The sequence below is a fragment of the Serratia sp. CY47280 genome (genome assembly GCF_052168655.1).
GTDB lineage: Bacteria > Pseudomonadota > Gammaproteobacteria > Enterobacterales > Enterobacteriaceae > Serratia > Serratia bockelmannii.
The window spans coordinates 60,852-85,545 of the sequence record NZ_JBJNMG010000001.1; the positions used below are offsets into that span (position 1 = coordinate 60,852).

The window sequence follows — 24,694 nt, forward strand, 5'->3', positions numbered from 1 at the left end:
CTGTAAGCATAAAAATGGCGTCTCCCGGCAATGCGGGGAGGGTTGCCCTAAGTTAGTCCAAATAGCACACATTATCAATTCGATGCCACGCATTGTGGTAGTTAGAAATATCTCTACACAAAGCCCATTAATTTCGCCTGTTGCATAAAGTGTAGCCGATGCTACATTGTCAGCATGATCGGTGGAAAAATAACCAGCAAAAGATTAAGGGTACTTCATGCGAGACGCGGTAACTCCCTCATCGTTAACCGAACGGACCAACATTGCGATTGGTGCCGCCCTTGCCGGGCGCAAGCGCGGCGCTTTTACGCCGCTGCTGTTCGCCGGCCCGGCGGTGATTGCCTCTATTGCCTATATGGACCCCGGTAACTTCGCCACCAACATCCAGGCCGGGGCGAAATACGGCTACAGCCTGCTGTGGGTGGTGGTGATGGCCAACCTGATCGCCATGCTGTTCCAGGCGCTGTCGGCCAAGCTCGGCATCGTCACCAACCGCAATCTGGCGGAGATGTGCCGCGATCAGTTTTCGCGGCCGGTAGTGATCGGCATGTGGCTGCTTAGCGAAGTGGCGGCGATGGCCACCGATCTGGCGGAGTTTCTCGGCGGGGCGATCGCGCTGGCGCTGCTGTTCCACATGCCGCTGCTGGCGGGGATGGGGGTGACGGCGGTGATCACCTATGCGCTGTTGATGGTGGAAAAGAAAGGTTTCCGGCCGGTCGAGCTGATGATCGGCGGCCTGGTAGGCATCATCGCGCTGTGCTACCTGGTGGAGATGTTCATTGTGCCGGTGGACTGGCAGGCGGCCGGGATCGGCATGGTGACGCCGCAACTGCCGGATGCCCAGGCGCTGACCATCGCCGTCGGCATTATCGGCGCCACCGTGATGCCGCACGCCATTTTCCTGCACTCGGGGCTGACCCAGCACCGCAGCCCGGCCAGCGACAACGGCGAGCGGCGCAAGCTGCTGCGTTTCTCCAATATTGAGGTGGTGATCGCGCTGGCGCTCGCCGGGCTGGTGAATATCGCGATGGTGATCATGGCCTCGAGCGCTTTCCACGCCGGTAACAGCGACGTGGCCGAAATTGGCACCGCCTACCATACGCTGACGCCGCTGTTCGGCGCGGCCGCCGCCGGTATCTTCCTGGCGTCGCTGATCGCCTCTGGCATTTCCAGTTCGGTGGTGGGCACCATGGCCGGGCAAATGATCATGCAGGGCTTCGTCGGTTTCCGTATTCCGGTGTGGGTGCGCCGCCTGGTCACCATGGTGCCGGCGTTTATCGTGGTGGCGATGGGCGTCAACGCCACCGACGCGCTGGTCTACAGCCAGGTGGTGCTGAGCCTGGCGCTGCCGGCGCCGATGATCGCGCTGGTGATGTTCACCCGTCGCCGTGACATCATGGGCGAGTTTGCCAACGGCCGCTGGACCAGCCTGGCGGCAGTGGTCGGCACGGTGGTGATCGTGCTGCTTAACGTGGTGTTGCTGTTGCAGACTTTCGGCGTCGATATCCCTGGGTTAGGGTGAGACGCGGGATCGGGGCCCGGCGAATTTGTTGGCGAACAGTTCGCTGATGAAGTCGACGAAAACCCGAATTTTATGGCTGCGATCCCGCAGGCGCGGATAGAGAATATTGATCGGTGCCCCTGTGGGCGCCCACTCCTGCAGTATCGGTTCCAGTTCGCCTGCCTTCAGATAGTTTTCCAGCGTGCAGTCCAGCAAGTAAACCAGGCCGAGGTGGTTCCTGGCCACCTCGCACAGCGATTGTGAATGGTTGAAACTCAGCAGCGGGCTGGGCGCCAGACGGTAGCGCTCGTCACCACGAATGAACTGCCAGTCGTCCGCCGCCGCCGCGCCTGAACGGATAAATCCCAGCCGCTGATGCTGTTGCAGCTGTTCCGGGTGTTCCGGCCGGCCATGGCGCGCAAAATAATCGGGAGACGCACAGCACAAATAGCGTGGTTGCAGCAATTGACGGCTGACCATCTCGGGTATGTGGCCGGCGCCGATGCGAATAAATACGTCGGCGCGATCTTCCGCCGGATTGACCAGGCGATCGCTAACCGACACGCTGAGCTGCAATTCCGGGTATTGCGCCAAAAAAGCCGGGAGCGCCGGAGCGATATGCATGCTGCTGAGCATCGTGGCTATCTCGACCCGCAGCGGTCCTCGCGGTTGTTCAAAATCGCCCGACATGTCGTTTTTCAGCCGGTCAAACTGCTGCAGGATGTCTTGTGCGGTGCGATAGCAACGCTCCCCGGCGCTGGTCAGCGAGAAGCGCCGGGTTGAACGCTTGAACAGGGGTTGCCCGAACTGTTTTTCAAGCTGATTGATGCTGTATGTGACGCTGGCCGGGGAGAGCCCCATTTTGGTTGCCGCCTGGCTGAACCCCTCCATTTCCACCACCTGGCAGAATACGCGCAGCGCGTGCAGTTCATTCATGTTAACGGCTTCCATTATTTAAATTATTAAAAGAGTATTTTTAAATATGCCGGCTGTCAATTTGACGCAGCATTGGATAATTTATTTTCAGCGTTTTTATTTATCTGAAATCGCATCCTGTATTGCCATAATGAAATAATGCCGAAGAGGATATTTATATGAAAAAATTAACTGCCGTATTGTTATTGGCGGGCGCGGGCTTGTGCGGCCAAACTTATGCCGCAAGCAGCGAGGCCGCATCGCAAAGTTACAGGGTTTCCGCAGAGGCGGGCGTCGCGGCCGAACAGAAGGCGGTGTATGAGCTGATAAACCGCTACCAGACAGCGCTTAACGCCGGCGATACGCAAACGATTTTGTCACTTTTTGCGCCAGAAAGTTACTCACAATGGAACGAAAAACCGACGGCGGACAGCAATGAAAAGCGCCGCCAACAATATGATGACTTATTTAAAAACGAGAAATTTGAAACAGAGTTTGCTTATGACAGCGTCAACGTGAACGGGAATATGGCCTATGTGCGCACGCACCATCATCGCGGCGCAACGGTTACCCGAATAAGCGACGGTGCTACCCTGATCGATTTAAACCGTGAAGTATTTGTATTGGAGAAACAGCAGGGCCAATGGAAGATCGTGGTCTACACCTTTAATACCAACCCGATTCAAGGGGTGAGCTGAGAGGGACAGATAAAGGCCGCGCAAGCGGCCTTCTTAGGGTGTCGCGCGCGGTTACAGGTTCCCCACGCCGCCATCCATCTGCAGCTCCGCGCCGACCATAAACGCCGACTCATCCGCCGCCAGAAACACCGCCGCTTTGGCCAGCTCCAGTGCGCTGCCCATGCGGCCGATCGGCACTAGCGCGCGGATATCGTCGCGCAATGCCCGTTCATCCGCTTCCGTCAGCCCCAATTTTCCCAGCGCCGGGGTTTCGGTCGGGCCGGGGCTGAGGCCGTTGACGCGAATGCCGCGCGCGTGCAGCTCGCCGGAGAGCGTTCTGGCCAGAGATAACAAACCGGCTTTGCTGGCGGCGTAGGCGCTGCTTTGCGGCAGACCGATATGGGCGCTGACCGAACCACACAGGATCACCGAGGAAGGGGTGGCCAGCAGCGGTAGCAGCGCCTGGATCAGAAAGAACGGCCCCTTCAGGTTGATGTCCATCAGCCGCTGGTAGCTCTGCTCATCCCACTCCTGCAGCGGGCGGTGCGTGACGTCGCCGGCGTTAACGTACAGCACGTCCAGCCGCGGCCACCGTTGCTCCAACTGCTGCGCCAGCGCACGTTGCTGTGGGATGTCGCCGGCGTCGCTCAGCAGCAACAGCGCGTTGCCCGCCAATGCCTGGCCCGCCGCGTCCAGGGCACGTTGGCTGCGGCCGGTGATCGCCACCGTTGCGCCCTCTGCGATGAATTGGCGGGCGGTTTCCAGCCCGATGCCGCTGGTGCCGCCGGTGATCAATGCGTATTTGCCTTGCAGTCGTGACATAACCGATTCCTCTTTAATGTCTGTTACGGCATTATTTGCGCTATGGTTCCTTTTGCATAGTAGGCACCTTTTGGATACTAAAGGACGAGGTGGGATGAAATGACGGCGCGCGCGCCCTCAGCGGCGAAAAATAATTTGTCGGCGTTGCCGACGGCGGGCGAATCCTGCCCGATGGTGGACTTCGTCAATCTGGTGTCGGGCAAATGGGCGATACCCATCCTGTACCGGCTGATTATGATCGATGGCCCGGTGCGATTCAGCGAGCTGCAGCGGGCGGTGGCGCCCATTGCGCAAAAAGAGCTGACGCGCCAGCTGCGGCTGTTCGAGCAGCGCGGTCTTGTGACGCGGCAGGTGTATCCCGAAGTGCCGCCGCGGGTGGAGTACCAGGTCACCACGCTCGGCAAATCGCTGCGGCCGACGCTGGACTCGCTGGCCGAGTGGATGCGCCGACATGCCCCGCAGCTGATCGGTAGCTAGTCGCCGATGCCCGGCGGGTTGATGGTTGAGCGCTCGACCTTTTCGTCGCCTTCGCCCCAGCGTTCCAGCACCTGCGCATATTCGCCGCTGACGATCGCGCCATTGATCGCGGCGTTGACGGCGTTCACCAACCCGTTGCCTTTTTTGGTGGTGACCGCGACGTAGGCCACGTTGGGGCCGATGCCGACCATTTTGGTTTTGCCGGTCAGCGCCGCCTTGTAGGCGCCGGTGGAGTGGGGGCCGAAGAACGCATCGGCGCGCCCGGACTGAATGCTGAGGTTGGTGGCGGCGTCGTCGGTCACGTAGATCGGCTGTACCGGCGGCAGCCCGGCGGCGCGATTCTGCTTATCCCATCCCAGCAGAATGTTTTCCTGATTGGTGCCGGATCCGACGATGATCCGCAGCCCGGCTACGTCCTGCGGGCGATTGATCGAGGTGATATGGCTGGTGGATTTGACGTAAAAGCCCAGCGTGTCCACCCGGTAGGTGGCGAAGTCGAATTTGGTTTTACGCTGTTTGGTGACGGCGATGTTGAAGATCGCCGCATCGTATTTGCCCGCGCTGATGCCCAAGGGCCAATCTTCCCAGGAGGTGGGCACCAGATTCAGCTCCAGCCCGAGGCTGTCGGCCACCAGGCGGGCGATGTCCGGATCGCTGCCGATCAGCGTTTTATTGTCTTCGGCGAACAGCGCCAGCGGCGGGGAGTTCTCGAATGCTACCGCCACCGTCAGCTTGCCGGGCACCGCGAAGTGAAAGTTCGCCGGGATCAGCGCGATAGCCGCCGGGTTTTTCTCCGTGCGTATCGGCTCTCGGTTAGCCTGCAGGTCGATACCGCCCGTCGTGGCCGCCTGCACGGCAGCGCTCAGCAACAGCGCGCACAGCGCCGCAATCTTCAGTGGCATAGTGCCCTCTATCCTTTGTTAATCATGGGGTTACTATTGGCGGCGGCGCGGGGCAAGTAAAGCAACAATAGTGAATAACCAAAGTGAAAAGATGCACAAGCGGGGCGACGGCCTGCGCGAATCTGCAGCACTCGACGTGGAAAGTGCGCAATCAGGTTGAAAGCAGTAGAATTTGTCACTCATACTGCGTACAGCTAATTGTGTAAAACAAGGAACGCCAGATGGCCGAAGAAACGATTTTCAGTAAAATTATCCGCCGCGAAATCCCTGCTGATGTGGTTTACCAGGATGAACTGGTCACCGCTTTCCGTGACATCTCCCCCCAGGCGCCTACCCATGTGCTGATCGTTCCCAACGTGCTGATCCCAACCGTCAACGACGTGACCGTCGAGCACGAAGCCGCGCTGGGCCGCATGATCACCGCCGCGGCGAAGATCGCCGAACAGGAAGGCATCGCCGAGGACGGCTACCGCCTGATCGTCAACTGTAACCGCCACGCCGGTCAGGAGGTCTATCATATTCATATGCACCTGGTCGGTGGCCGCTCGCTGGGGCCGCTGCTGTCACGTTAAGCGAGGAAATCATGCGCGGTAAAAAAACTCTGCGTTGTCTGATGGCGTTGGCGCTGCCCGCCGTGTTGCTGATGGGGTGCAGTTCGCCATCCGGCATCGCGGTTAACCGGGGGCAAACGGTGGTGATGGATCCTTCGGTGCTGACCGCCGGCATTTTTGCCGATACGCCCTCTGTCTCGAACGCTTCCGGCCGGGTGATGGCGACTTCGGTGCTCAATAACAGCCAACCGACGCCGGTCACCGTGCATTATCGTTTCTATTGGTACGACGCGCAGGGGCTGGATATTCGCCCCTTCGAGAAACCGCGTGAGATCGTCGTGGCGCCTAACTCGGACGCCAAAATCTACTCGATTAACGGTAATCTGGAAGCTAAAAGCGCGCGTCTGTATCTGTACCTGTAAGCGCTTGCCAGGTTTGGAGAAAAAGCATGAAAAAGTACGTCTTAGTGGCGCTGGCCGCATTCACCCTGAGCGGCTGTCTGTCGCGTCCGCCTGAGCCGGATCAGCCGTTGCCGCCGGTCACCGTCGAACCAGAACAGCCGACGCCGCCGGTCGAGCAGCCGCAGCCGCCAACTACCGAGCCGGTGCCGCAGCCGCCGAAAATCCAGCAGCTCGACTGGCTGGGCAGCGTTCAGCCGCTGGTGAATCAGATGTTGAAGGCCGATGGCGTCACGGCCGGCAGCGTGCTGCTGCTGGACAGCGTCAAGAACAACACCAACGGCTCGCTGCAGATGGGCAAAGCCACCGCGGCGCTGTATAAGGCGCTGGCGTCGAACTCCACCTTCAGCGTGGTGCCGGAAGCGAAGCTGACCAGCGCCAGACAAATGCTGGGCCTGTCGGCGGATGACAGCTTCGGCTCGCGCAGCAAGGCGATTGGCCTGGCGCGCATCGTCGGTGCGCAGTACGTGCTGTACAGCGACGTCAGCGGCGACGTGAAGTCGCCGGCGTTGGATATGCAGCTGATGCTGGTGCAAACCGGCGAGATCGTCTGGTCGGGCAATGGCGCCGTTAAACGCTGAGGCCGCGCTGCGACGATTGATGGAAACCAGACTGCCGGCGGTGAATACCGCCGGTTGTCATTTCAGCCCGGTGCAGGGGCTGACCGGCGAGAGCTGGCGTATCGACGGTTCGGGCATCACGCTGCTGGCGCGACAAAACAGCGCGGAGAAACGCGCGCTGGGCGTGAGCAGGCGGCGGGAGGCGCAGGTCCTGAGGCGCTGCGCGCCGGGGCTGGGGCCACGGGTTTTCGCGCAGAATAATCAGTGGCTTGTCCTCGAATGGCTCGAAGGTGACGTCGTCACAGAAGCTGAGTTTGACAGGCTGAATCAGCGCGGCGAGCTGGCGGCGATGGCGGCGACGCTGCACCGGCGGCCGCTCAGTGGTTACCGGTTGGATCTGCGGCGGCAGTTCCGCCGCTACTGGCAGCAGCTGGATACGCGGCGTTTAACCCCCGCCTGGCTGAGTTGGCAGCGTCATTTCTTACGCTGCGCGCCGCCGCGGCCATTACGCCTGGCGCCGCTACACATGGACATCCATCCGGGCAATTTGCTCGCGACCGGCGAGAGGCTGCGGCTGATCGACTGGGAGTATGCCGCCGACGGCGATGTGGCGTTGGATATCGCCGCGCTGTTTCGCGGCAACGGCTGGGCGGCGGAGGCGCAGCAGCGCTTTTTGCAGCACTACGCGCGTCAGGGCTATCACGACGTCGCCCGGCTGCAGGCGCAGGTGCAGCGCTGGCTGCCGTGGGTGGATTATCTGATGCTGCTGTGGTTTGAAGTGCGCTGGCAGCAGAGCGGCGACGCCGAATTTTTGCGCTGGGGCGCGGCGCTGCGCCGGCGATTCTGTTTATCATCATCCGAATTCTGAATGAACAATAATGAAGTGAGGTGCCCGTGGGCCCAGTAATGCTAGATGTCGCCGGCTACGAGCTGGATGCAGAAGAACGCGAGATTTTGAAACATCCGCTGGTTGGTGGATTGATCTTGTTTACCCGCAACTTCCACGATGCGGAGCAGCTGCGTGAGCTGGTGCGCCAGATCCGCGCCGAATCGCACGATCGGCTGGTGGTGGCGGTAGATCAGGAAGGCGGGCGCGTGCAGCGCTTCCGCGAGGGCTTCACCCGTCTGCCGGCGGCGCAGTCGTTTGCCGCGTTGCACAATGCGCAGGAAGGCGGCCGTCTGGCGCAGGAGGCCGGCTGGCTGATGGCGGCGGAAATGATCGCGCAGGATATCGACATCAGCTTTGCGCCGGTGCTGGACATCGGCCACGGCAGCGCGGCGATCGGCGAACGTTCGTTCCACAGCGATCCGCAGCAGGCGTTGGCGATGGCGGAACGCTTCATCCTCGGCATGCACAGCGCCGGCATGAAAACCACCGGTAAACACTTCCCGGGGCACGGCGCCGTCAGCGCCGATTCGCACAAGGAAACGCCGCGCGATCTGCGGCCGCTGGCGCAGATCCGCGAGCACGACATGGCGATCTTCCGCGAGCTGATCAACCGTCAGCTGTTGGACGCCGTCATGCCGGCTCACGTCATCTATACTGAAGCGGACCCGCGTCCGGCCAGCGGCTCGCCTTACTGGCTGCAGCAGATCCTGCGTCAGGAGCTGGGCTTCGACGGCGTGATTTTCTCCGACGATCTGTCGATGGAAGGTGCCGCCATCATGGGCAGCTATGCCGAACGCGGCCAGGCGGCGCTGGATGCCGGTTGCGACATGATCCTGGTGTGCAACCACCGCGAAGGCGCGGTCAGCGTGTTGGATAACCTGTCCCCGGTCAAAGCAGAGAAGGTGAAGCGGTTATATCATCGCGGTCAGTTCACCCGTCAGGAACTGCGCGACTCCGAGCGCTGGCAGCAGGCGCACAAGGCGCTCAGCGCGCTGAGCGAACGCTGGGAGGAGCACAAGCAGCGTTCGCAAGGGTGAATCCAGGTGCCGCACCGCGGCGCAGAGCGGAAATGATGAGGGCCGCGCCCGCGGCCCTTGGCTTGTTGCGAGGATCCACATGATTATCTATTTGCACGGCTTCGATTCCACCAGCCCCGGCAATCATGAAAAGGTGTTACAGCTGCAGTTTATCGATCCGGACGTGCGCTTTATCAGCTACAGCACGCTGCATCCGCGTCACGACATGCAGCATCTGTTGAAAGAGGTGGACAAGGCGGTGCAGCAGGGCGGCGACGCGCATCCGTTGATCTGCGGGGTCGGCCTCGGCGGTTTCTGGGCAGAGCGCATCGGCTTCCTGTGCGGCATTCGCCAGGCGATGTTCAATCCCAATCTGTACCCGGAAGAACACATGCACGGCAAGATAGACCGGCCGGAAGAGTATCGCGATATCGCCACCAAGTGCGTGGAGGATTTCCGCGAGAAAAATCGCGATCGCTGTCTGGTGGTGCTGTCGCGTCACGACGAGGTGCTGGATAACCGGCGCAGTGCCGAATTGCTGCATCACTACTACGAAATCGTCTGGGATGAACAGCAGACGCACAAGTTCAAAAACATCTCGCCGCATCTGCAGCGGCTCAAGGCGTTCAAGGCGCTGGGTTAACAGTTTCATAACGCTGCCGCGAGCCGCTCTCCCCGTTTTTCACCGACGGAAAGTGCGGCTTTTTTGTGCGACAAAGCCAGATTTGGCGTGGCAATCGGCAAAATTTAAAACTGTGACTCAGCGCTAACTATTTGAATCACAATCCCCAAAAAATCCCCTCGTCCAGCCTTTAACCAAAAAAAATTGATGTACGTCAATTTTGGTATGACCAAATAACCTCACATGCTATTCTGGCTTCAGAGAGCCGATTTATTTTACGCGAACCCTATGTATTCTAAGGATATTATTTATTTACCCTGGGATAACAAATGGTTCACATTTAGGGGGTTATTTTGACAACGCCAAAGAAGAAAATCGTTATTGTTGGCGGCGGCGCCGGTGGTCTGGAGCTGGCGACCAGCCTGGGCCATAAACTTGGCCGCAAGAACAAAGCGGAGATCACGCTGGTGGATCGCAACCACAGCCATTTGTGGAAACCGCTGTTGCACGAAGTGGCAACCGGTTCCCTCGATGACGGCGTGGATGCGCTCAGCTACCTGGCGCACGCGCGCAATCACCATTTCAGCTTCCAGCTGGGGTCGTTGACCAACATCAACCGCGAAACGCAAACGCTGCAGCTGGCGCAGATCTGCGACGAGCAGGGCGGCGAGCTGGTGCCGGCGCGCGAATTGCCGTACGACATCCTGGTGATGGCGCTGGGCAGCACCTCGAACGATTTCGGTACGCCGGGCGTGAAAGAGCACTGCATCTTCCTGGATAACCCACATCAGGCACGTCGTTTCCACAACGAAATGCTCAACCTGTTCCTGAAGTTCTCGGCGCAGCCGGGGCAAAAAGAGCGGGTCAACATCGCTATCGTCGGCGGCGGCGCCACCGGCGTTGAGCTGTCCGCCGAACTGCACAACGCGGTGAAGCAGCTGCACAGCTACGGTTTCGAAGGCCTGGACAACAGCGCGCTCAACGTGACGCTGGTGGAAGCCGGCGAGCGCATTCTGCCGGCGCTGCCGCCGCGCATTTCCGCTGCTGCGCACCAGGAACTGATCAAACTGGGCGTGCGCGTGCTGACCAACACCATGGTGACCAGCGCGGACGCCAAAGGCCTGAACACCAAGGGCGGCGAGTTTATCGACGCCGATCTGATGGTGTGGGCGGCCGGCATCAAGGCGCCGGACTTCATGAAGGATATCGGCGGCCTGGAAACCAACCGCATCAACCAACTGGTGGTGGAGCCGACGCTGCAGACCACGCGCGATCCGAACATCTTCGCCATCGGCGACTGCGCCTCCTGCCCGAAAGAGGGCGGCGGTTTCGTGCCGCCGCGCGCCCAGTCGGCGCACCAGATGGCCTCGCGCTGCGCCACCAATATCCTGGCGCTGATGAACGGCCAGACGCTGAAGCCTTACGTGTACAAAGACCACGGTTCGCTGGTGTCGCTGTCGCGCTTCAGCACCGTCGGCAGCCTGATGGGCAACCTGATGCGCGGCTCGATGATGGTGGAAGGGCGCATCGCGCGCTTCGTTTACATCTCGCTGTACCGCATGCACCAGGTGGCGCTGCATGGCTACATCAAAACCGGCCTGATGATGCTGGTGGGCGGCATTAACCGGGTGATCCGTCCGCGTCTGAAGATGCACTGATCCCGCCTTTGTCGACCAACCCGCGCCGGTTCGCCCGCGCGGGTTTTTTTATGGCAGCGCGAGGCGAGCGGCGGCGGTTGCTTGATTCTTCAGCATAAGCTGTCGCCGATATGGGTAAAATTCTTAAGATTCCTCCTAAACAACGGGAAAACAGCCGTTTTCCCGCATTTTTGGTCCCCTTGTCTTATTGCGGGTCCTCAGATCATTGTGCAGACTTTATCTCGTTTACAGACGGCGCGTCGCGCACGCCGTAAACCGGGATACCGCAAGCCGCCCATGCGCAAAATAATAAGCGCGGTGCCATGCCGGTAACAGACCCCGGAAAAAATGCGTGGTAACACTTTCAGGAGGTTTCCTGTGAACAAGTCAATGTTAGCCGGTGTTGGAATTGGTGTCGCTGCCGCTCTGGGGATTGCCGCGGTAGCCAGCCTCGACGTCTTTTCTGCCGGTCCGCAATATGCGCAGGTGCTCGCCGCAACGCCGATAAAAGAAACCATCAAAACGCCGCGTCAGGAATGCCGCAACGTCACCGTGACGCACCGTGCACCGGTGCAGGATGAAAACCGCATCGCCGGTTCTGTGTTGGGCGCAGTGGCGGGCGGCGTGATCGGCCACCAGTTCGGCGGCGGTCGCGGGCGCGACGTGGCGACCGTGGTAGGCGCACTGGGTGGCGGCTATGCCGGTAACCAGGTGCAAGGGGCGATGCAGAACAACGACGTCAGCACCAGCGTTCAGCAGCGTTGCAAAACGGTCTACGACAAGTCCCAGAAAATGCTGGGCTATGACGTGACCTACAAGATCGGCAATCAGCAGGGCAAGATCCGCATGGATCACGATCCGGGCACGCAAATCCCGTTGGATAAAAACGGCCAGCTGGTGCTGAACAGAGCCTGATCGCCACATTCGAATTAAACCCGCGGGCAGTGTTAGTTCTGATCGTTTAACCCGGTTAAGCGAGTGGCGTTAACATTGACGCGGGTTTCTGTTTTTTGCCTGTCTAAGAATTTGCGATCGTTCTAATGTCTGCGTGCGATATCACTGGGCAAAACTTCAAAAAAGCCCCCGCGTTTGTTATATTATTGTGCAATTAAGCGGTGTTATCGGCGCCAATCGCCACACCGGTCAAACCCGAGTATTTCGTCTCGCAGAGATAACGACATGTTAGATTTTCGCTTTCCGACAGCGTTGCAAATGGTCCTTAGCGTCGCCGTAGCTGAAAAGCAGGGCATGCGTTCGACAAGCGCCACCCTCGCCGCCGCTCTGGAAGCCAACCCCAGCTTTATCCGCAAACTGATGGTCCCGCTGACCAAAGACGGCATCATCGTTTCCACCCTGGGCCGAAACGGCTCTATCCACCTCGGCCGCCCGGCGGAAGAGATCACCCTGCGGGACATCTACCTGGCGGTGATCGACGACAAGCGCATCTGGGCTTCCCGTCCTGAAGTGCCGGCTCGCTGCCTGGTGAGCGCCAACGCCTGCTGGTATTTCAAGTCGGTGGTAAACGAGGCCGAACAGGCTTCGCTTGCGGTGCTGGCGCGCCACACCGTGGCCGATTCGCTGGCCGAACTGGAGCGGGGCGACAAGCGCGCCTGTGCGGAGTACGCCGCTGCGCAAGAGGCTGAAACCGCCGATAAATAATCGCGGTTCGCATGCATAAAAAAAGGTCGGGCAATGCCCGACCTTTTTGCATGTTAAGACGATGATTACGCCGTCTGCGGCTGTGCCTTGCGTGCCACCAGGCGGCGCAGGGTGACGTAGAACACCGGCGTCAGGAACAGCCCGAACAGCGTGACCCCCAGCATGCCGGAGAACACCGTGATGCCGGTGACGCCGCGCACTTCGGCGCCGGCGCCGTGGCCGAGGATCAGCGGGATGGTGCCGGCGATGAAGGCGATGGAGGTCATCACGATCGGGCGCAACCGCAGGCGACAGGCTTCCAGCGCCGCTTCGACGATGCCTTTGCCCTGCATTTCCAGCTCGCGGGCGAACTCGACGATAAGAATGGCGTTCTTACAGGCCAGCCCCATCAGAACGACCAACCCGACCTGCACGAACACGTTGTTGTCGCCGCCGGTCAACCATACGCCGAACAGCGCCGACAGCATGGTCATCGGCACGATCAGGATCACCGCCAGCGGCAGCGTCCAGCTTTCATACAGCGCCGCCAGCGCGAGGAACGCCAGCAGCACCGCTACCGGGAACACCACCAGCGCGGCGTTGCCCTGGGTCGATTGCTGATAGCTCAGATCGGTCCACTGAATGTTCATGCCGTTCGGCAACAGCTTATCGGCCATCTGCGTCAGCGCACCCATCGCCTGGGTAGAGGAGAGCACGCGCGGGTCGGCATCGCCGATCAGGTCCGCCGCCGGGAAGCCGTTATAACGGATCACCGGATCCGGGCCGTAGGTGGTGCCGATGCTGACCATGCTGCCGATCGGCACCATTTCGCCCTTGTCGTTGCGGGTACGCAGGTTGGCGATGTCTTCCACGCTGTCGCGGAACTGGCCGTCGGCCTGCGCCATCACCTTCCAGGTGCGGCCATAGCGGTTGAAGTCATTGATGTAAGACGAACCGAGGTAGGTTTGCAGCGTGCTGAACAGCGCATTGAGCGGCACCCCCTGCGCCTTGGCCTTGTCGCGATCGATTTTGGCGTCCAGCTGCGGCACGTTAGCCTGATAGGAGGAGATCGGGAACCCCATGCCCGGCGTTTGCATAATGGCGCCGGACATCGTGTTGATCGCCGTCTGCAGCGCGCCGTAACCCAGTCCGCCGCGATCTTGCACGTACAGCGAATAGCCGGAACCCTGGCCGATGCCGAGGATCGGCGGCGGCATGATCGAGAAGGCGAAACCTTCCTGGATCTGCGAAATGCGCGCGTTGATCTCGGCGTTGATCTGCGCCGCGGTGCGAGTACGGGTGCTCAATGACTCCAGCGCGAAGAATACCGTGCCGGTATTCGGCGTATTGGTGAACTGCAGCGCGTTCAGGCCGGGGAAGGCCACCGCATCGGTGACGCCGTCCACGCTCATACCGATGGCGCTCATCTTGCGGATCACCGCATCGGTGCGCTCCAGCGAGGCGCCTTCCGGCATCTTCACGCCGCCAATCAGATACAGCTTGTCCTGCGTCGGGATAAAGCCGCCGGGCACGGTCTTAAACATCACCCCGGCGGCGGCCAGCAGCAGCAGGTAAACGACGAACACCGCGCCGCGTCGGCCCAGCACGCGGGACACCCCGTGCTGGTAACGCTGCGAACCGCTGGCGAAGAAGCGGTTGAACGGCCGGAACAGCCAGCCGAACAGCCGGTCGATCAGGCGCGACGGCATATCTTTCGGCGCGCCGTGCGGTTTCAGCAAGCGCGCCGCCAGCGCCGGCGACAGGGTCAGCGAGTTGATGGCGGAGATCACCGTCGAGATGGCGATGGTGACGGCGAACTGCTTGTAGAACTGGCCGGTGACGCCGGAAAGGAACGCCATCGGTACGAACACCGCGCACAGCACCACGGCGATGGCGATGATCGGGCCGGAGACCTCGCGCATCGCTTGGTGCGCCGCCGCCAGCGGCGACAGCCCCTCTTCGATATTGCGCTCGACGTTCTCCACCACCACGATGGCGTCATCCACCACAATACCGATCGCCAGCACCAGCCCGAACAGGCTGAGGGTGTTGAGCGAGAAGCCGAGCAGATACAGTGCGGCGAAGGTGCCGACCACGGAGATCGGCACCGCCAACAGCGGAATGATCGACGCGCGCCAGGTCTGCAGGAACAGAATGACCACCAGCACCACCAGGATCACCGCTTCCAGCAGGGTATCCACCACCGCGCGGATCGAATCGCGCACGAACACCGTCGGATCGTACGGCGCTTTCCAGCTCATGCCGTCCGGGAAGCGGGTTGCCAGCTCGGCCATCTTGCCGCGCACCGCGTCCGACAGCTCGATGGCGTTGGCGCCCGGCGACTGGAAGATGCCGATACCAACCGCATCCTTGTTATTGAGCTGGGCGCGCAGCGCGTAGCTGCCGGAACCCATTTCGATGCGCGCCACGTCGCGCAGCCGCACAATCTCGCCGTTGTCGCCGCTTTTGAGGATGATGTTGCCGAACTCTTCTTCGGTTTGCAGGCGGCCCTGGGCGTTGATAGACAGCAGATAGTCGCTGCGCGTCGGCATCGGTTCCGCGCCCAGCTGGCCGGCGGAGACCTGCACGTTCTGCTCCTGCATGGCGCTCACCACGTCGGAGGCGGTCAGCCCGCGCGCGGCAACCTTGTTCGGATCGAGCCAGATGCGCATCGCGTATTCACCGGCGCCGAAGATCTGCACCTGGCCGACGCCCGGCAGACGGGCCAGCTCGTCCTTGACCTTCAGGGTGGCGTAGTTGCGCAGGTAGAGCGAATCGTACTTGCCGGAAGGCGAGACCAGATGCACCACCAGCGTCAGCGCCGGAGACTGTTTCTGAGTGGTGATGCCCTGGCGGCGTACGTCTTCCGGCAGGCGCGCTTCGGCCTGCGCCACGCGGTTTTGCACCTGCACCTGCGCTTGATCGGGATCGGTGCCGGGGCGGAAGGTGACGGTGGTCACCAGCACGCCGTCGGAGCCGGCGACCGATTTCATGTACATCATGTTTTCGACGCCGTTGATCGCTTCTTCCAGCGGCGTGGCCACCGTTTCAGCGATCTCTTTCGGGTTGGCGCCCGGGTATTCTGCGCGCACCTGCACGCTGGGCGGCACCACATCCGGGTATTCGCTGATCGGCAACAGCGGGATGGCGATCGCCCCGGCGACAAAAATCAGTATCGACAGCACCGCGGCAAAGATCGGCCGGTCGATGAAAAAACGGGAAAAGTCCATGGGTCAGAAGTCTCGGCTGGGAGCTTAGTTAAGTGCGGAAGCGGTAGTGGTCATCGCGACGCTTTTCGCGTCGACCGGCATGCCCGGCATAAACACTTTCTGCATGCCGTCGACGATCACCCGATCGCCGTTTGCCAACCCTTTCTGCACGATGCGCAATCCTTCGGCCATGCGGCCCACGTCGATGTCGCGGCGCTGTGCCTTACCGTCTTTATCGACGATGTAAACGAACTTGCGGTTTTGGTCGGTCATCACCGCTTTATCGTCGATCAGCATGGCGTTGAACTCGGCGCTGCCGGGCATCTGCACGCGGGCGAAAAGCCCCGGCGTGAAGCGACGATCGCGGTTGTCGAGCAGGGCGCGCATGCGGATGGTGCCGGTACCGGCGTTCAGTTGGTTATCGGTGAAATCCACCAGCCCCTGATGCGGGGTGCCGTCTTCACCCACCAGGCCAACTTTCACCGGCAGGCGGGCATCGTGCCGGCCCTGCTGCTGATAGCGCAGGAAGGTGGCTTCATCCACGTCGAAATAGACGTAAACCTTATCGAGCGACACCAGCGTCGTCAGCACGCTGGCGCTGTCGCCAGCGGTGACCAGGTTGCCGGCGGTGATCATCGCGCGGCTGGCGCGTCCATCGATCGGCGCGGTGACGCGAGTAAAGTCGAGATTAAGCTGCGCCATATCGAGCTGAGCCTGCGCCGCCAGCACGTTGCTTTGCGCCTGTGCGGCGGACGAACGACGCTGTTCCCACACCTCTTGCGAGATGGCCTGGGTGCCGATCAGCTTCTCGGTGCGCGAAGATTCGCTGCGCGCCAGGGTTGCCTGATTGCGCGCTCGCACCAGCTCGGCCTGCGCCTGTTCGCGCGCGGCGCGGTAGGTGCGATCGTCAATGGTGAACAGCACCTGGCCTTTCTTCACCTCGTCGCCTTCGGTGTAGTTGACCCGCTCGATGTAGCCGGAAACTCGCGGGCGCAGCTGTACGCTTTGCACTGCTTCGACCCGGCCATTGAACGCATCCCACTGGCTGATCGGTTTGACCACCACGCTGGCGGCGCTGACCACCGGCGGCGGTGGCGGGGCGTTGTGCGCGACGCTGTTGTCACACCCGGCGAGCAGGGCGGCCAGCAGCGCCACCCCGGAGAGCCGCTGGCCCAGAGCGAAGGCGCGCGTGCGGCCGCCGGCGTTGAACGATGAGTTTGGTTGATTTGCCATTATTTTTATTCCGATAAGTAAGCGCTGTCTGGCCCCATACCCAGCCCTGTTTTCCGGGCTTTCCCTTCATGTATGCCTGCGTTCGGCGGAAGGGGCGTTGTGCCTTGTTATGGCCCAACGTTAGGTTTTGAAACATATTGGTGTCACATTAATGTATCAATATCGGTTACATTAATTGGGTGGAGTATAGAGGCGGCTTTCTGGTAAATGCAATAATAAAAATTGCATTTAAAGCGAAACTGTTGCAACGTATGTGCATCGGGCAGAGGGGGACCCTGCCGAATGATGGGAGCATCAGCATGAACACGACGGGTTTCATTACCGATTTGAAGACGTGGATCGACAACAATCTGGAAGAAAAACTGGATATCAACACCGTAGCGGACCGCGCGGGCTACTCCAAATGGCATCTGCAGCGCATGTTCAAGCGCCAGACCGGCTACGCGTTGGGGGAGTATATCCGTATGCAAAAATTGAAGGTGTCGGCGGAGCGTTTGGCCAACAGCGGTGAACCGATTGTCAGCGTGGCGATCTCGCTCGGCTTCGACTCACAGCAGTCGTTCAACCGCAGCTTCAAGCGCCAGTTCGGCCAAACGCCGGGTGACTGGCGCCGTGCGTTGGCGCAGCCAACGTCGGTGAGATGCACGCACCACTGATCGGTTGGGCAGTGGGGATAAAAAAGCCTGAATTTGCGTTCGGGCTTTTTTGTCAGTGACAGGATTCTATCTATTAAAGCTATTCAATAGTTCTATTGAGTTTTTCTATTCTGTGTTTTATTTACAATGCTTCTATTTATCTATTGTAGGGGTTGTATATAATGCTAAGTACGCGTGCTTTTATTCCTTTTATCCCAGACAATACGGAAGGTTTTAAATGCTGGCCTTGTCATCTTTACGACAACACTCTTGTTTGCACTGCTATATGAAGAAGTAATATCTTGATATGTTAGCTTAGATTTACAGCCGATATAAATCTCTTTAAGTACGATGTCAGTGTCAAACTCTTTAAATCTTATGCCGTTACTATCTTCAGGGAAATTACAATTCTTAATTATTAATCTTCTTTCTTTCTCGTAATTCCAGTGGCTAAATTTAGTAGTGAGTATCTTTTTGTTAAATTCTGATTCTTCTATTGTTTTTTTCAATAGGCGTTCGGAAACATATTTGACTTTTTGGAGGAGTTCTTCTTGGATCTCGAACCCGAGACAAACACCTTTGTGATTATCGCCGTAATGGGCCCACTGAACTGGGTTATATTTATCTTCACTAAAGCATATTAACCCATATTCTTCGGATATTTTATTTTTCTCAAAATTTGCAGCATTCCGTACTTTTTTATCACCTAATTCGACACCTAGTAGCTCAAATGGATCATTGACATTTAAAAAGTTTGATATCTTTAATCGTTTATGCTTGAGATTATCAATTCCATACTTTGCTGATGTGAAGTAATAAACAATCATATTTTTATTTATAACCTTATACCGTGTTTTGCGGAAATTTTGAATGGTTGCAGCTTGTTCTTGTCGCTACGTATTGCGGTAATTTATACTAGTTGCGCATGACTCTGTTTGAACACCAATTTTCTATCTGGCGATTAGTATACAATCATAAACAAAAAAGTCTGAGCTTTCGCTCAGGCTTTCTCGTTAGAATATGGCGGTGAGGGAGGGATAGATTCGCTGCGCTCACCCTGCGGGCCGCCGTTGGCGGTCCAAAACGCGGGCGTTTTGTCGAACCCTGTCGAGGATTCTCACCCTCCCGGTCGGTGCGCTATGCAAACAAAAAAGCCTAAACGTGAGTTCAGGCTTCTTCGTAGAATATGGCGGTGAGGGAGGGATTCGAACCCTCGATACACTTTCGCGTATACACACTTTCCAGGCGTGCTCCTTCAGCCACTCGGACACCTCACCATATTTTTTGTTGCGAAATCATCGCTGCAACGGGGCGCTACTATAGGGAGTGGGGCCGATCCGGTCAAGAATAATTTCTGTGTTTTTGTTCGTCCGCTCAAGCCGTGTGCACTTTGCTGAAAACTGCGGCGAACGGTAGGGCAGAAGCCATGAAAGGGTGAGAAAATCAGAAGTAAGGCTCGTGGATAACCGGCGGAAATGGGAAACACGGTTGCTGAGGGGGGGGAGATGCGCAGAGCGCCATGCAAAAAAAAAAGCCTGGACGCGAATCCAGGCTTTCTCTTTAAATTTGGCGGTGAGAGAGGGGTTCGAACCCTCGATACACTTTCGCGTATACACACTTTCCAGGCGTGCTCCTTCAGCCACTCAGACACCTCACCGTTTTGTTGTCGATAACGCTTTGCGCTGTCGACGGGCGCTAATGTAGGAGAATCTGATCTCAGCGTCAACCCTCTTATTTCATTCTCATGACTGTTTAGCCAAACTTGCAGCAATTTGCTGATTTACCGAACGATATTCCCACTCGTGGCCACACGTGGGCAGGGTAGACCGCAGTCGGAATCCATAAAAGACGATTGTTTGACCTTTTTCTGTACAGGTAGCTCAATATATCGCCACTGACGTTAGGTTGTCTGCTGTTATATGCATTAATACTGGATTATTAGTCAGATGTGTCGCTAAATGGAATTGTGTCGGCGCGGCGTTTTTGGCAAGGAACATCACAACGCCGCGCAGATTGCCGGGTGACAGGCCGGCGATATCGCAGACAGGGACAGACTCATTACATAATAATGCAGTAGAGGTTCGTTTTGACTCCTTCAGATGCCATGCCGGCGCCGCAAGCGCGCCATGCCATTCCCCCCGGTGCGGGGGCGCTGTTCTTCATCCAGATCTTCGCCACGCTGGGTTTCGCCGTACTCTATTCCACGCTGGTGCTGTACGCCACCAAGCGGCTGGGCTTCAACGAAAGCAGCGCCAACGCCATGATGGGCGTGTTCGGCGCCTTCAACTATGGCCTGCACATGTTCGGCGGCTATCTCGGCGGCCGTTTCCTCAGCAACCGCAACCTGTTCGTGCTCGGCATGGTGCTGCAGGTGATCGGCTGCGCGCTGATTGCCGTCGCGGGCGTGTGGGGGCTGTACTGGGGGCTGGCGATGTTCCTGACCGGCAGCGGCCTTAACGTGACCTGCATTAATATGATGCTGACGCAGCGTTTCAAGCCGGACGATGATCGGCGCGAATCGGCCTTCCTGTGGAACTACGCCGGCATGAACCTCGGGTTCTTCGTCGGCTTTACCGTCGCCGGTTATTTCCAACTGACGGAAAACTACCGCGCGCTGTTCCTGTTTGCCACGCTGGGCAACGCGGCGGCGATTATCGTCGCCGTCTGCCGTTGGCGCATTCTGGCCGATCTCAATACGCCGCTGCACGATGCCAGCCGCAGCCAATACCGTTGGCGCATGCTGGTCGGGCTGGCGGTGCTGGTAGCGCTGGTGCCGATCATCCGCGTGATGCTGACCCACGCCGAGTTCAGCGGCCATTTCGTGATTGTGCTCGGCGCGCTGATCTTCCTGATGCTGTGCGTCGTGACGCTGCGCCACCATCCGCGCGATGAGCGCCGCAGAATGGCGGCTTATCTGATCCTGGCGCTGGGCTCGCTGGTGTTCTGGGCGCTGTACCAGCTGGCGCCGATGGGGCTGATGCTGTTCTCCGAGCACAACATCAATCTGAACGTTTACGGCATTCAGGTGGCGCCGCAGTGGATCCAGAACATCAACACGCTGGTGATCGTGGTGGGCGGCCCGCTGCTGGCCTGGTGGTTCAATCGCCTGCGCGCTCGCGGTTGCAACATCGACATTCCGCTGCAGTTCTCCGGATCGCTGTTCTGTATCGGGCTCGGCATGCTGGTGCTGCCGCTGGGCATCAGCATGGTGGGCGGCGACGGGCTGGTGGCGTTTAAATGGATCGTCATCAGCTATGTGCTGCAAAGCGTTGGCGAATTGATGATCTCGCCGATCGGTTACGCGATGATCGGCAAGCTGGCGCCGCCGCGCTATCAGGGCGTGATGATGGGCTGCTGGATGATGGTGACCGGCGTCGCTTCGGTGTTGGCGGGCTACGTCTCCGGCCTGATGCCGGAAAACAGCGGCAACACGCCGCTGCAAACCAATCCCGGCTACAGCGAAATCTTCAGCGCGCTGGGCTGGGGGGCGACGGGCGTCGGCGTGGCGATGCTGATTCTCATTCCGCTGCTGCGGCGCCTTATCCGGCGCGACGGCCCGTCTGCCGCCTGATTGGCGAGTATGCGCAACAGCCCCACTGGTCGGGGCTGTTTTTATTTTGGGCTTTAACGCTTGCATCCGGCGGCGAATCGCGGAAGGCTGGAGGAAAACCAATAAAAACAAACGGGAGCCCGCAGTATGAACATCATTTATTACCACCCCTTGTTTAACGCCCAGGAATGGCTGGCCGGCATCAAGCAACGCCTACCGCAGGCCGAGATCCGCGAGTGGCAGCGCGGCGACGAGCGGCCAGCCGATTACGCGCTGGTGTGGCGCCCGCCGCACGAAATGCTGGCCAACCGCCGCGATCTGAAAGCGGTGTTCGCCCTCGGCGCCGGCGTCGATGCCATTCTTGATCAGGAGCGCAAACACCCCGGCACGCTGCCCGCCGGCGTGCCGCTGCTGCGGCTGGAGGATACCGGCATGGCGCAGCAGATGCAGGAATATGCGCTGAGCTATGTACTGCGCTATTTCCGCCGTTTCGACGAGTATCAGGCGCTGCAGCAGCGGCAGGAATGGCAGCCGCTCGATCCTCACTCGCTGGATGATTTCACCATCGGCATCCTCGGCGCCGGCGTGCTGGGGCAGAGCGTGGCGCGCAAGCTGACCGAGTTTGGCTTTCGCGTGCGCTGCTGGAGCCGCAGCGCCAAACAGATCGACGGCGTGCAAAGTTTCGCCGGGGAGGCGCAGCGCGCGGCCTTCCTCGACGGCGTCAAACTGCTGATCAACCTGCTGCCCAATACGCCGGAGACCGTCGGCATCCTCAACCGCGAGCTGTTCGCGCAGTTGAGCACGGGCGCCTATCTCATCAACATCGCGCGCGGCGCACACCTGGTGGAGGCCGATCTGCTGGCGGCGCTCGAGCAGGGGCAGCTGGCCGCCGCCACGCTGGACGTGTTCACCCGCGAGCCGCTGCCGCAGGATCACCCGTTCTGGCGTCATCCGCGTGTCACCATAACCCCGCATATTGCTGCCATCACGTTGCCGCAGCAGGCGATGGATCAGATCGCCGCCAACATCCGCGCGCTGGAGGCGGGGCACACCCCGGCCGGCGTGGTCGACAGGCAGCGGGGTTACTGATCCTTCAGCCGCCGTTCGGTAACTGATAAGCTGTTATCGTCATCGCGCCTGCCCGTACCTTTGCGGGCGGGCCCTCTGGAAGGAGAAACAATGTACCCCGTTGATTTGCACATGCACACCGTCGCCAGCACCCACGCTTACAGCACGCTGCACGATTACATCGCCGAAGCCCAGCAGAAGGGCATCAAGCTGTTCGCCATCACCGATCACGGCCCGGACATGGCCGATGCGCCGCACTACTGGCACTTTATGAACATGCACGTCTGGCCGCGCCGGGTGAACGGCGTGGGCATCTTGCGCGGTATCGAAGCCAACATCAAAAACCTACAGGGCGACATCGACTGCACCGGCCCGATGTTGACCGCCACCGACGTGATCATCGCCGGTTTCCACGAGCCGGTGTTTGCGCCGCAGGATAAAGCGTCCAATACTGAAGCGATGATCGCCGCGATGGCGCAGGGGGACGTGCATATCATCAGCCACCCCGGCAACCCACGTTATCCGATCGACATTCCCGCCGTCGCGGCGGCGGCGGCCAAATACGAGGTGGCGCTGGAGCTGAATAACTCGTCGTTCACCCACTCCCGCAAGGGCAGCGAGGCCAACTGCCGGGCGATCGCCGCCGCCGTGCGCGATGCCGGCGGTTGGTTGGCGCTGGGTTCGGATTCGCACGTTGCCTTTTCGCTGGGTAACTTTGAGCACTGCGAGCGCATCATCGACGAGGTGGGCTTCCCGCAGGAGCGCATTCTCAACGTCAGCCCGCGCCGGCTGCTGGATTTTCTCGAACGGCGCGGCAAGCCGGCGATTGCGGAATTGGCCGATTTGTGACATCGTCCCGGCAAAATTTTCCGTATTGAATAAGGCTTTATCATGAATGAGTTTTCGATTGTCTGCCGCGTGCTGGGTACGCTGTTCTACCGCCAGCCGCAGGATCCGCTGCTGGTGCCGCTGTTTGCGCTGATCAAAGAGGGCAAGCTGCAGCAGCACTGGCCGCTGGAGCAGGATGACCTGCTGAAGCGCCTGCAGCAGGGCTGCGATGTCAACCAACTGGCGACCGACTTCAACGCGATGTTCGTCGGCAGCGAGTGCAGCGTGTCGCCGTTCCGCTCCGACTACGTCGAAGGCGCCAGCGAAGCGGAAGTGCGCACCTTCTTGCAGCAGCGCGGCATGCCGCTGGCGGAGGCACCGGCCGACCATTTCGGCCAGCTGTTGCTGGCGGCGTCCTGGCTGGAAGATCAGTCGCAGGAAGATGAAGCACAGGCGCAGATCGCGCTGTTCGACGAGTTCCTGTTGCCGTGGTGCGGCCGTTTCCTCGGTAAAGTGGAAGCGCACGCCACCACCGGTTTCTACCGCACGCTGGCGCTGATGACTCGTGACGCCATCCAGGCGATGCGCGACGAGCTGGCGGAGTACGAGCAGGACGACGAAGCGGGCGACGAAGACGCGTAACGCCGCAGCTTATCCCGGCGGGCCGTCCGGCCCGCCGATCCGCTAAACACAGGTTTGCATCCCCCAGACGTAAATTGACAAAAGATCCCCTAATCTGGCGGTTTACCGTCGGTTCGGCCGCGCCTGCGCGCCGCGTTTTTTCACGCAAGGGGTAGATGATGAAAAGTAACTGGATGCAGCAGATTCAAACGTTGATCGGGCAGAAGGCCGGCGCGATAGGCGGGGCGGAAGGCATCGGCAAGCTGCTGGCGCCCACGGCGCTGGGCGGCCTGGTCGGCGTGCTGTTGGCCAACAAGTCCTCGCGCAAGCTGGTGGGCAAGTTCGGCAAGAATGCGCTGATTATCGGTGGCAGCGCGGCGGTGGGCGCAGTGCTGTGGAACAAGTACAAACAGCGGGTGAAAGAGACCCATCAGGACGAACCGCAGTTCGGTTTGCAAACCACGCCGGTGGATCTGCGCGCCAAACGCCTGGTGCAGGCGCTGGTGTTTGCCGCCAAGAGCGACGGCCATATCGATGCCGACGAGCAGCGTGCCATCGATCACAGCCTGGCGCAGTTGCAGGTGGGGGAAGAGGCGCAGGGTTGGGTACAGGAAGCGCTCGATCAGCCGCTCAACCCGGAATTGATCGCCCGCAGCGTGCAAAACGAAGACGAGGCGCTGGAGGTTTATTACCTGAGCTGTCTGGTGATCGACGTCGATCATTTTATGGAGCGCGGCTATCTCGATGCGTTGGCACAGGCGCTGAAGATCCCGGCGGACGTCAAGCAGGGCATCGAGAGCGACGTCAACGAGAAAAAGCGCGAGCTGGCGTAGCGCCGCTTGGCAAGCCGGGGGGAATCGTGTCACTCTTGCCGCAATCTATGTA

The 24,694-nt window shown here is 59.6% G+C and carries 24 protein-coding genes, 2 tRNA genes and 1 other RNA gene; 18 read left to right on the plus strand and 9 right to left on the minus strand.

Features of this window, described 5'->3' with window-relative positions; all coding sequences use genetic code 11:
* Positions 1-217 precede the first annotated feature (217 nt).
* On the plus strand, positions 218-1,522 hold the full coding sequence (locus ACJ8J4_RS00330; protein ID WP_264383914.1) for an Nramp family divalent metal transporter: 1,305 nt from the start codon (positions 218-220) through the stop codon (positions 1,520-1,522).
* Here the strand turns inward: ACJ8J4_RS00330 and ACJ8J4_RS00335 are convergent.
* The gene (locus ACJ8J4_RS00335; protein ID WP_025302423.1) at positions 1,514-2,437 is read right to left on the minus strand and encodes a LysR family transcriptional regulator; all 924 of its coding nucleotides are present in this window, start codon (positions 2,435-2,437) and stop codon (positions 1,514-1,516) included. The two genes, ACJ8J4_RS00330 and ACJ8J4_RS00335, sit on opposite strands and share 9 nt — an antisense overlap.
* A 158-nt stretch (positions 2,438-2,595) precedes the next feature.
* Here ACJ8J4_RS00335 and ACJ8J4_RS00340 point away from each other — a divergent pair, with 158 nt between their 5' ends.
* A complete protein-coding gene (locus tag ACJ8J4_RS00340; RefSeq protein ID WP_060447386.1) occupies positions 2,596-3,114 on the plus strand; it encodes a YybH family protein in 519 nt (172 codons plus the stop codon).
* Positions 3,115-3,165: 51 nt separating this feature from the next.
* Here the strand turns inward: ACJ8J4_RS00340 and ACJ8J4_RS00345 are convergent, their stop codons facing one another.
* A complete protein-coding gene (locus tag ACJ8J4_RS00345) occupies positions 3,166-3,915 on the minus strand; it encodes an SDR family oxidoreductase (protein ID WP_127146653.1) in 750 nt (249 codons plus the stop codon).
* A gap of 99 nt (positions 3,916-4,014) precedes the next feature.
* On the opposite strand from ACJ8J4_RS00345, the gene ACJ8J4_RS00350 reads away from it, so the two are divergent.
* The gene (locus ACJ8J4_RS00350) at positions 4,015-4,392 is read left to right on the plus strand and encodes a winged helix-turn-helix transcriptional regulator (RefSeq protein ID WP_197832179.1); all 378 of its coding nucleotides are present in this window, start codon (positions 4,015-4,017) and stop codon (positions 4,390-4,392) included.
* On the opposite strand, the gene ACJ8J4_RS00355 is transcribed toward ACJ8J4_RS00350, so the two are convergent.
* Complete coding sequence (locus tag ACJ8J4_RS00355; RefSeq protein WP_025302427.1) at positions 4,389-5,294, minus strand: transporter substrate-binding domain-containing protein; 906 nt, start codon at positions 5,292-5,294, stop codon at positions 4,389-4,391. The genes ACJ8J4_RS00350 and ACJ8J4_RS00355 overlap by 4 nt on opposite strands.
* A 221-nt stretch (positions 5,295-5,515) precedes the next feature.
* On the opposite strand from ACJ8J4_RS00355, the gene hinT reads away from it, so the two are divergent.
* The 9 genes from hinT to ACJ8J4_RS00400 all read left to right on the plus strand — a co-directional run bounded on the left by hinT (position 5,516) and on the right by ACJ8J4_RS00400 (position 12,686).
* Positions 5,516-5,866, plus strand: coding sequence for a purine nucleoside phosphoramidase (hinT, locus tag ACJ8J4_RS00360; RefSeq protein WP_004928776.1), 351 nt, complete (start codon positions 5,516-5,518; stop codon positions 5,864-5,866).
* Between the two features lie 11 nt (positions 5,867-5,877).
* Positions 5,878-6,267 carry a YcfL family protein gene (locus tag ACJ8J4_RS00365; RefSeq protein ID WP_264383915.1) on the plus strand — a complete coding sequence of 130 codons (390 nt, stop codon included), beginning with the start codon at positions 5,878-5,880 and terminating at the stop codon, positions 6,265-6,267.
* 26 nt (positions 6,268-6,293) lie between these two features.
* Complete coding sequence (gene lpoB, locus ACJ8J4_RS00370) at positions 6,294-6,884, plus strand: penicillin-binding protein activator LpoB (RefSeq protein ID WP_197832178.1); 591 nt, start codon at positions 6,294-6,296, stop codon at positions 6,882-6,884.
* Positions 6,865-7,731: a phosphotransferase gene (locus ACJ8J4_RS00375; protein ID WP_264383916.1), complete on the plus strand. Its 867-nt coding sequence runs from the start codon at positions 6,865-6,867 to the stop codon at positions 7,729-7,731. Before lpoB ends, ACJ8J4_RS00375 begins: the two co-directional genes overlap by 20 nt.
* A 38-nt stretch (positions 7,732-7,769) precedes the next feature.
* A complete protein-coding gene (gene nagZ / locus ACJ8J4_RS00380) occupies positions 7,770-8,789 on the plus strand; it encodes a beta-N-acetylhexosaminidase (protein ID WP_197832177.1) in 1,020 nt (339 codons plus the stop codon).
* A gap of 79 nt (positions 8,790-8,868) precedes the next feature.
* Positions 8,869-9,411 carry an alpha/beta hydrolase YcfP gene (ycfP, locus tag ACJ8J4_RS00385; RefSeq protein ID WP_015377468.1) on the plus strand — a complete coding sequence of 181 codons (543 nt, stop codon included), beginning with the start codon at positions 8,869-8,871 and terminating at the stop codon, positions 9,409-9,411.
* 332 nt (positions 9,412-9,743) lie between these two features.
* Entirely contained in the window at positions 9,744-11,048 is a 1,305-nt protein-coding gene (locus ACJ8J4_RS00390; RefSeq protein WP_004928794.1) for an NAD(P)/FAD-dependent oxidoreductase, read from the plus strand.
* A 357-nt stretch (positions 11,049-11,405) separates the two neighbouring features.
* A complete protein-coding gene (locus tag ACJ8J4_RS00395) occupies positions 11,406-11,942 on the plus strand; it encodes a glycine zipper 2TM domain-containing protein (RefSeq protein ID WP_167325016.1) in 537 nt (178 codons plus the stop codon).
* 264 nt (positions 11,943-12,206) lie between these two features.
* Entirely contained in the window at positions 12,207-12,686 is a 480-nt protein-coding gene (locus tag ACJ8J4_RS00400) for an RrF2 family transcriptional regulator (RefSeq protein ID WP_025302433.1), read from the plus strand.
* 65 nt (positions 12,687-12,751) lie between these two features.
* On the opposite strand, the gene sdeB is transcribed toward ACJ8J4_RS00400, so the two are convergent.
* The gene (gene sdeB, locus ACJ8J4_RS00405; protein WP_043141659.1) at positions 12,752-15,895 is read right to left on the minus strand and encodes a multidrug efflux RND transporter permease subunit SdeB; all 3,144 of its coding nucleotides are present in this window, start codon (positions 15,893-15,895) and stop codon (positions 12,752-12,754) included.
* A gap of 24 nt (positions 15,896-15,919) precedes the next feature.
* Positions 15,920-17,107, minus strand: a complete 1,188-nt coding sequence (gene sdeA, locus ACJ8J4_RS00410; RefSeq protein ID WP_043141656.1) for a multidrug efflux RND transporter periplasmic adaptor subunit SdeA — start codon at positions 17,105-17,107, stop codon at positions 15,920-15,922.
* 299 nt (positions 17,108-17,406) lie between these two features.
* On the opposite strand from sdeA, the gene ACJ8J4_RS00415 reads away from it, so the two are divergent.
* Positions 17,407-17,763: a helix-turn-helix domain-containing protein gene (locus ACJ8J4_RS00415; RefSeq protein WP_025302436.1), complete on the plus strand. Its 357-nt coding sequence runs from the start codon at positions 17,407-17,409 to the stop codon at positions 17,761-17,763.
* A gap of 164 nt (positions 17,764-17,927) precedes the next feature.
* Here ACJ8J4_RS00415 and ACJ8J4_RS00420 read toward each other — a convergent pair whose 3' ends face one another.
* The 4 genes from ACJ8J4_RS00420 to ACJ8J4_RS00435 form a co-directional block, all read right to left on the minus strand.
* Positions 17,928-18,569 carry a DUF2971 domain-containing protein gene (locus ACJ8J4_RS00420; RefSeq protein ID WP_071826111.1) on the minus strand — a complete coding sequence of 214 codons (642 nt, stop codon included), beginning with the start codon at positions 18,567-18,569 and terminating at the stop codon, positions 17,928-17,930.
* A 194-nt stretch (positions 18,570-18,763) separates the two neighbouring features.
* Positions 18,764-18,883, minus strand: a non-coding RNA gene (locus ACJ8J4_RS00425) — RtT sRNA.
* A 46-nt stretch (positions 18,884-18,929) separates the two neighbouring features.
* Positions 18,930-19,019 (minus strand) — tRNA-Ser (locus ACJ8J4_RS00430).
* A gap of 290 nt (positions 19,020-19,309) precedes the next feature.
* Positions 19,310-19,399: transfer RNA gene (locus ACJ8J4_RS00435), tRNA-Ser, on the minus strand.
* Positions 19,400-19,846: 447 nt separating this feature from the next.
* Here ACJ8J4_RS00435 and ACJ8J4_RS00440 point away from each other — a divergent pair.
* The 5 genes from ACJ8J4_RS00440 to ACJ8J4_RS00460 all read left to right on the plus strand — a co-directional run bounded on the left by ACJ8J4_RS00440 (position 19,847) and on the right by ACJ8J4_RS00460 (position 24,642).
* Positions 19,847-21,313, plus strand: a complete 1,467-nt coding sequence (locus ACJ8J4_RS00440) for a peptide MFS transporter (protein WP_025302437.1) — start codon at positions 19,847-19,849, stop codon at positions 21,311-21,313.
* A 126-nt stretch (positions 21,314-21,439) separates the two neighbouring features.
* Positions 21,440-22,381 carry a glyoxylate/hydroxypyruvate reductase GhrA gene (gene ghrA / locus ACJ8J4_RS00445; protein ID WP_043141640.1) on the plus strand — a complete coding sequence of 314 codons (942 nt, stop codon included), beginning with the start codon at positions 21,440-21,442 and terminating at the stop codon, positions 22,379-22,381.
* Between the two features lie 90 nt (positions 22,382-22,471).
* A complete protein-coding gene (locus tag ACJ8J4_RS00450) occupies positions 22,472-23,209 on the plus strand; it encodes a phosphatase (protein WP_025302439.1) in 738 nt (245 codons plus the stop codon).
* Positions 23,210-23,251: 42 nt separating this feature from the next.
* Positions 23,252-23,830 carry a TorD/DmsD family molecular chaperone gene (locus ACJ8J4_RS00455; protein WP_015377474.1) on the plus strand — a complete coding sequence of 193 codons (579 nt, stop codon included), beginning with the start codon at positions 23,252-23,254 and terminating at the stop codon, positions 23,828-23,830.
* A 158-nt stretch (positions 23,831-23,988) separates the two neighbouring features.
* Positions 23,989-24,642 (plus strand): tellurite resistance TerB family protein, encoded by a 654-nt coding sequence (locus ACJ8J4_RS00460; protein ID WP_089196517.1) that lies wholly within the window; start codon positions 23,989-23,991, stop codon positions 24,640-24,642.
* Positions 24,643-24,694 lie beyond the last annotated feature (52 nt).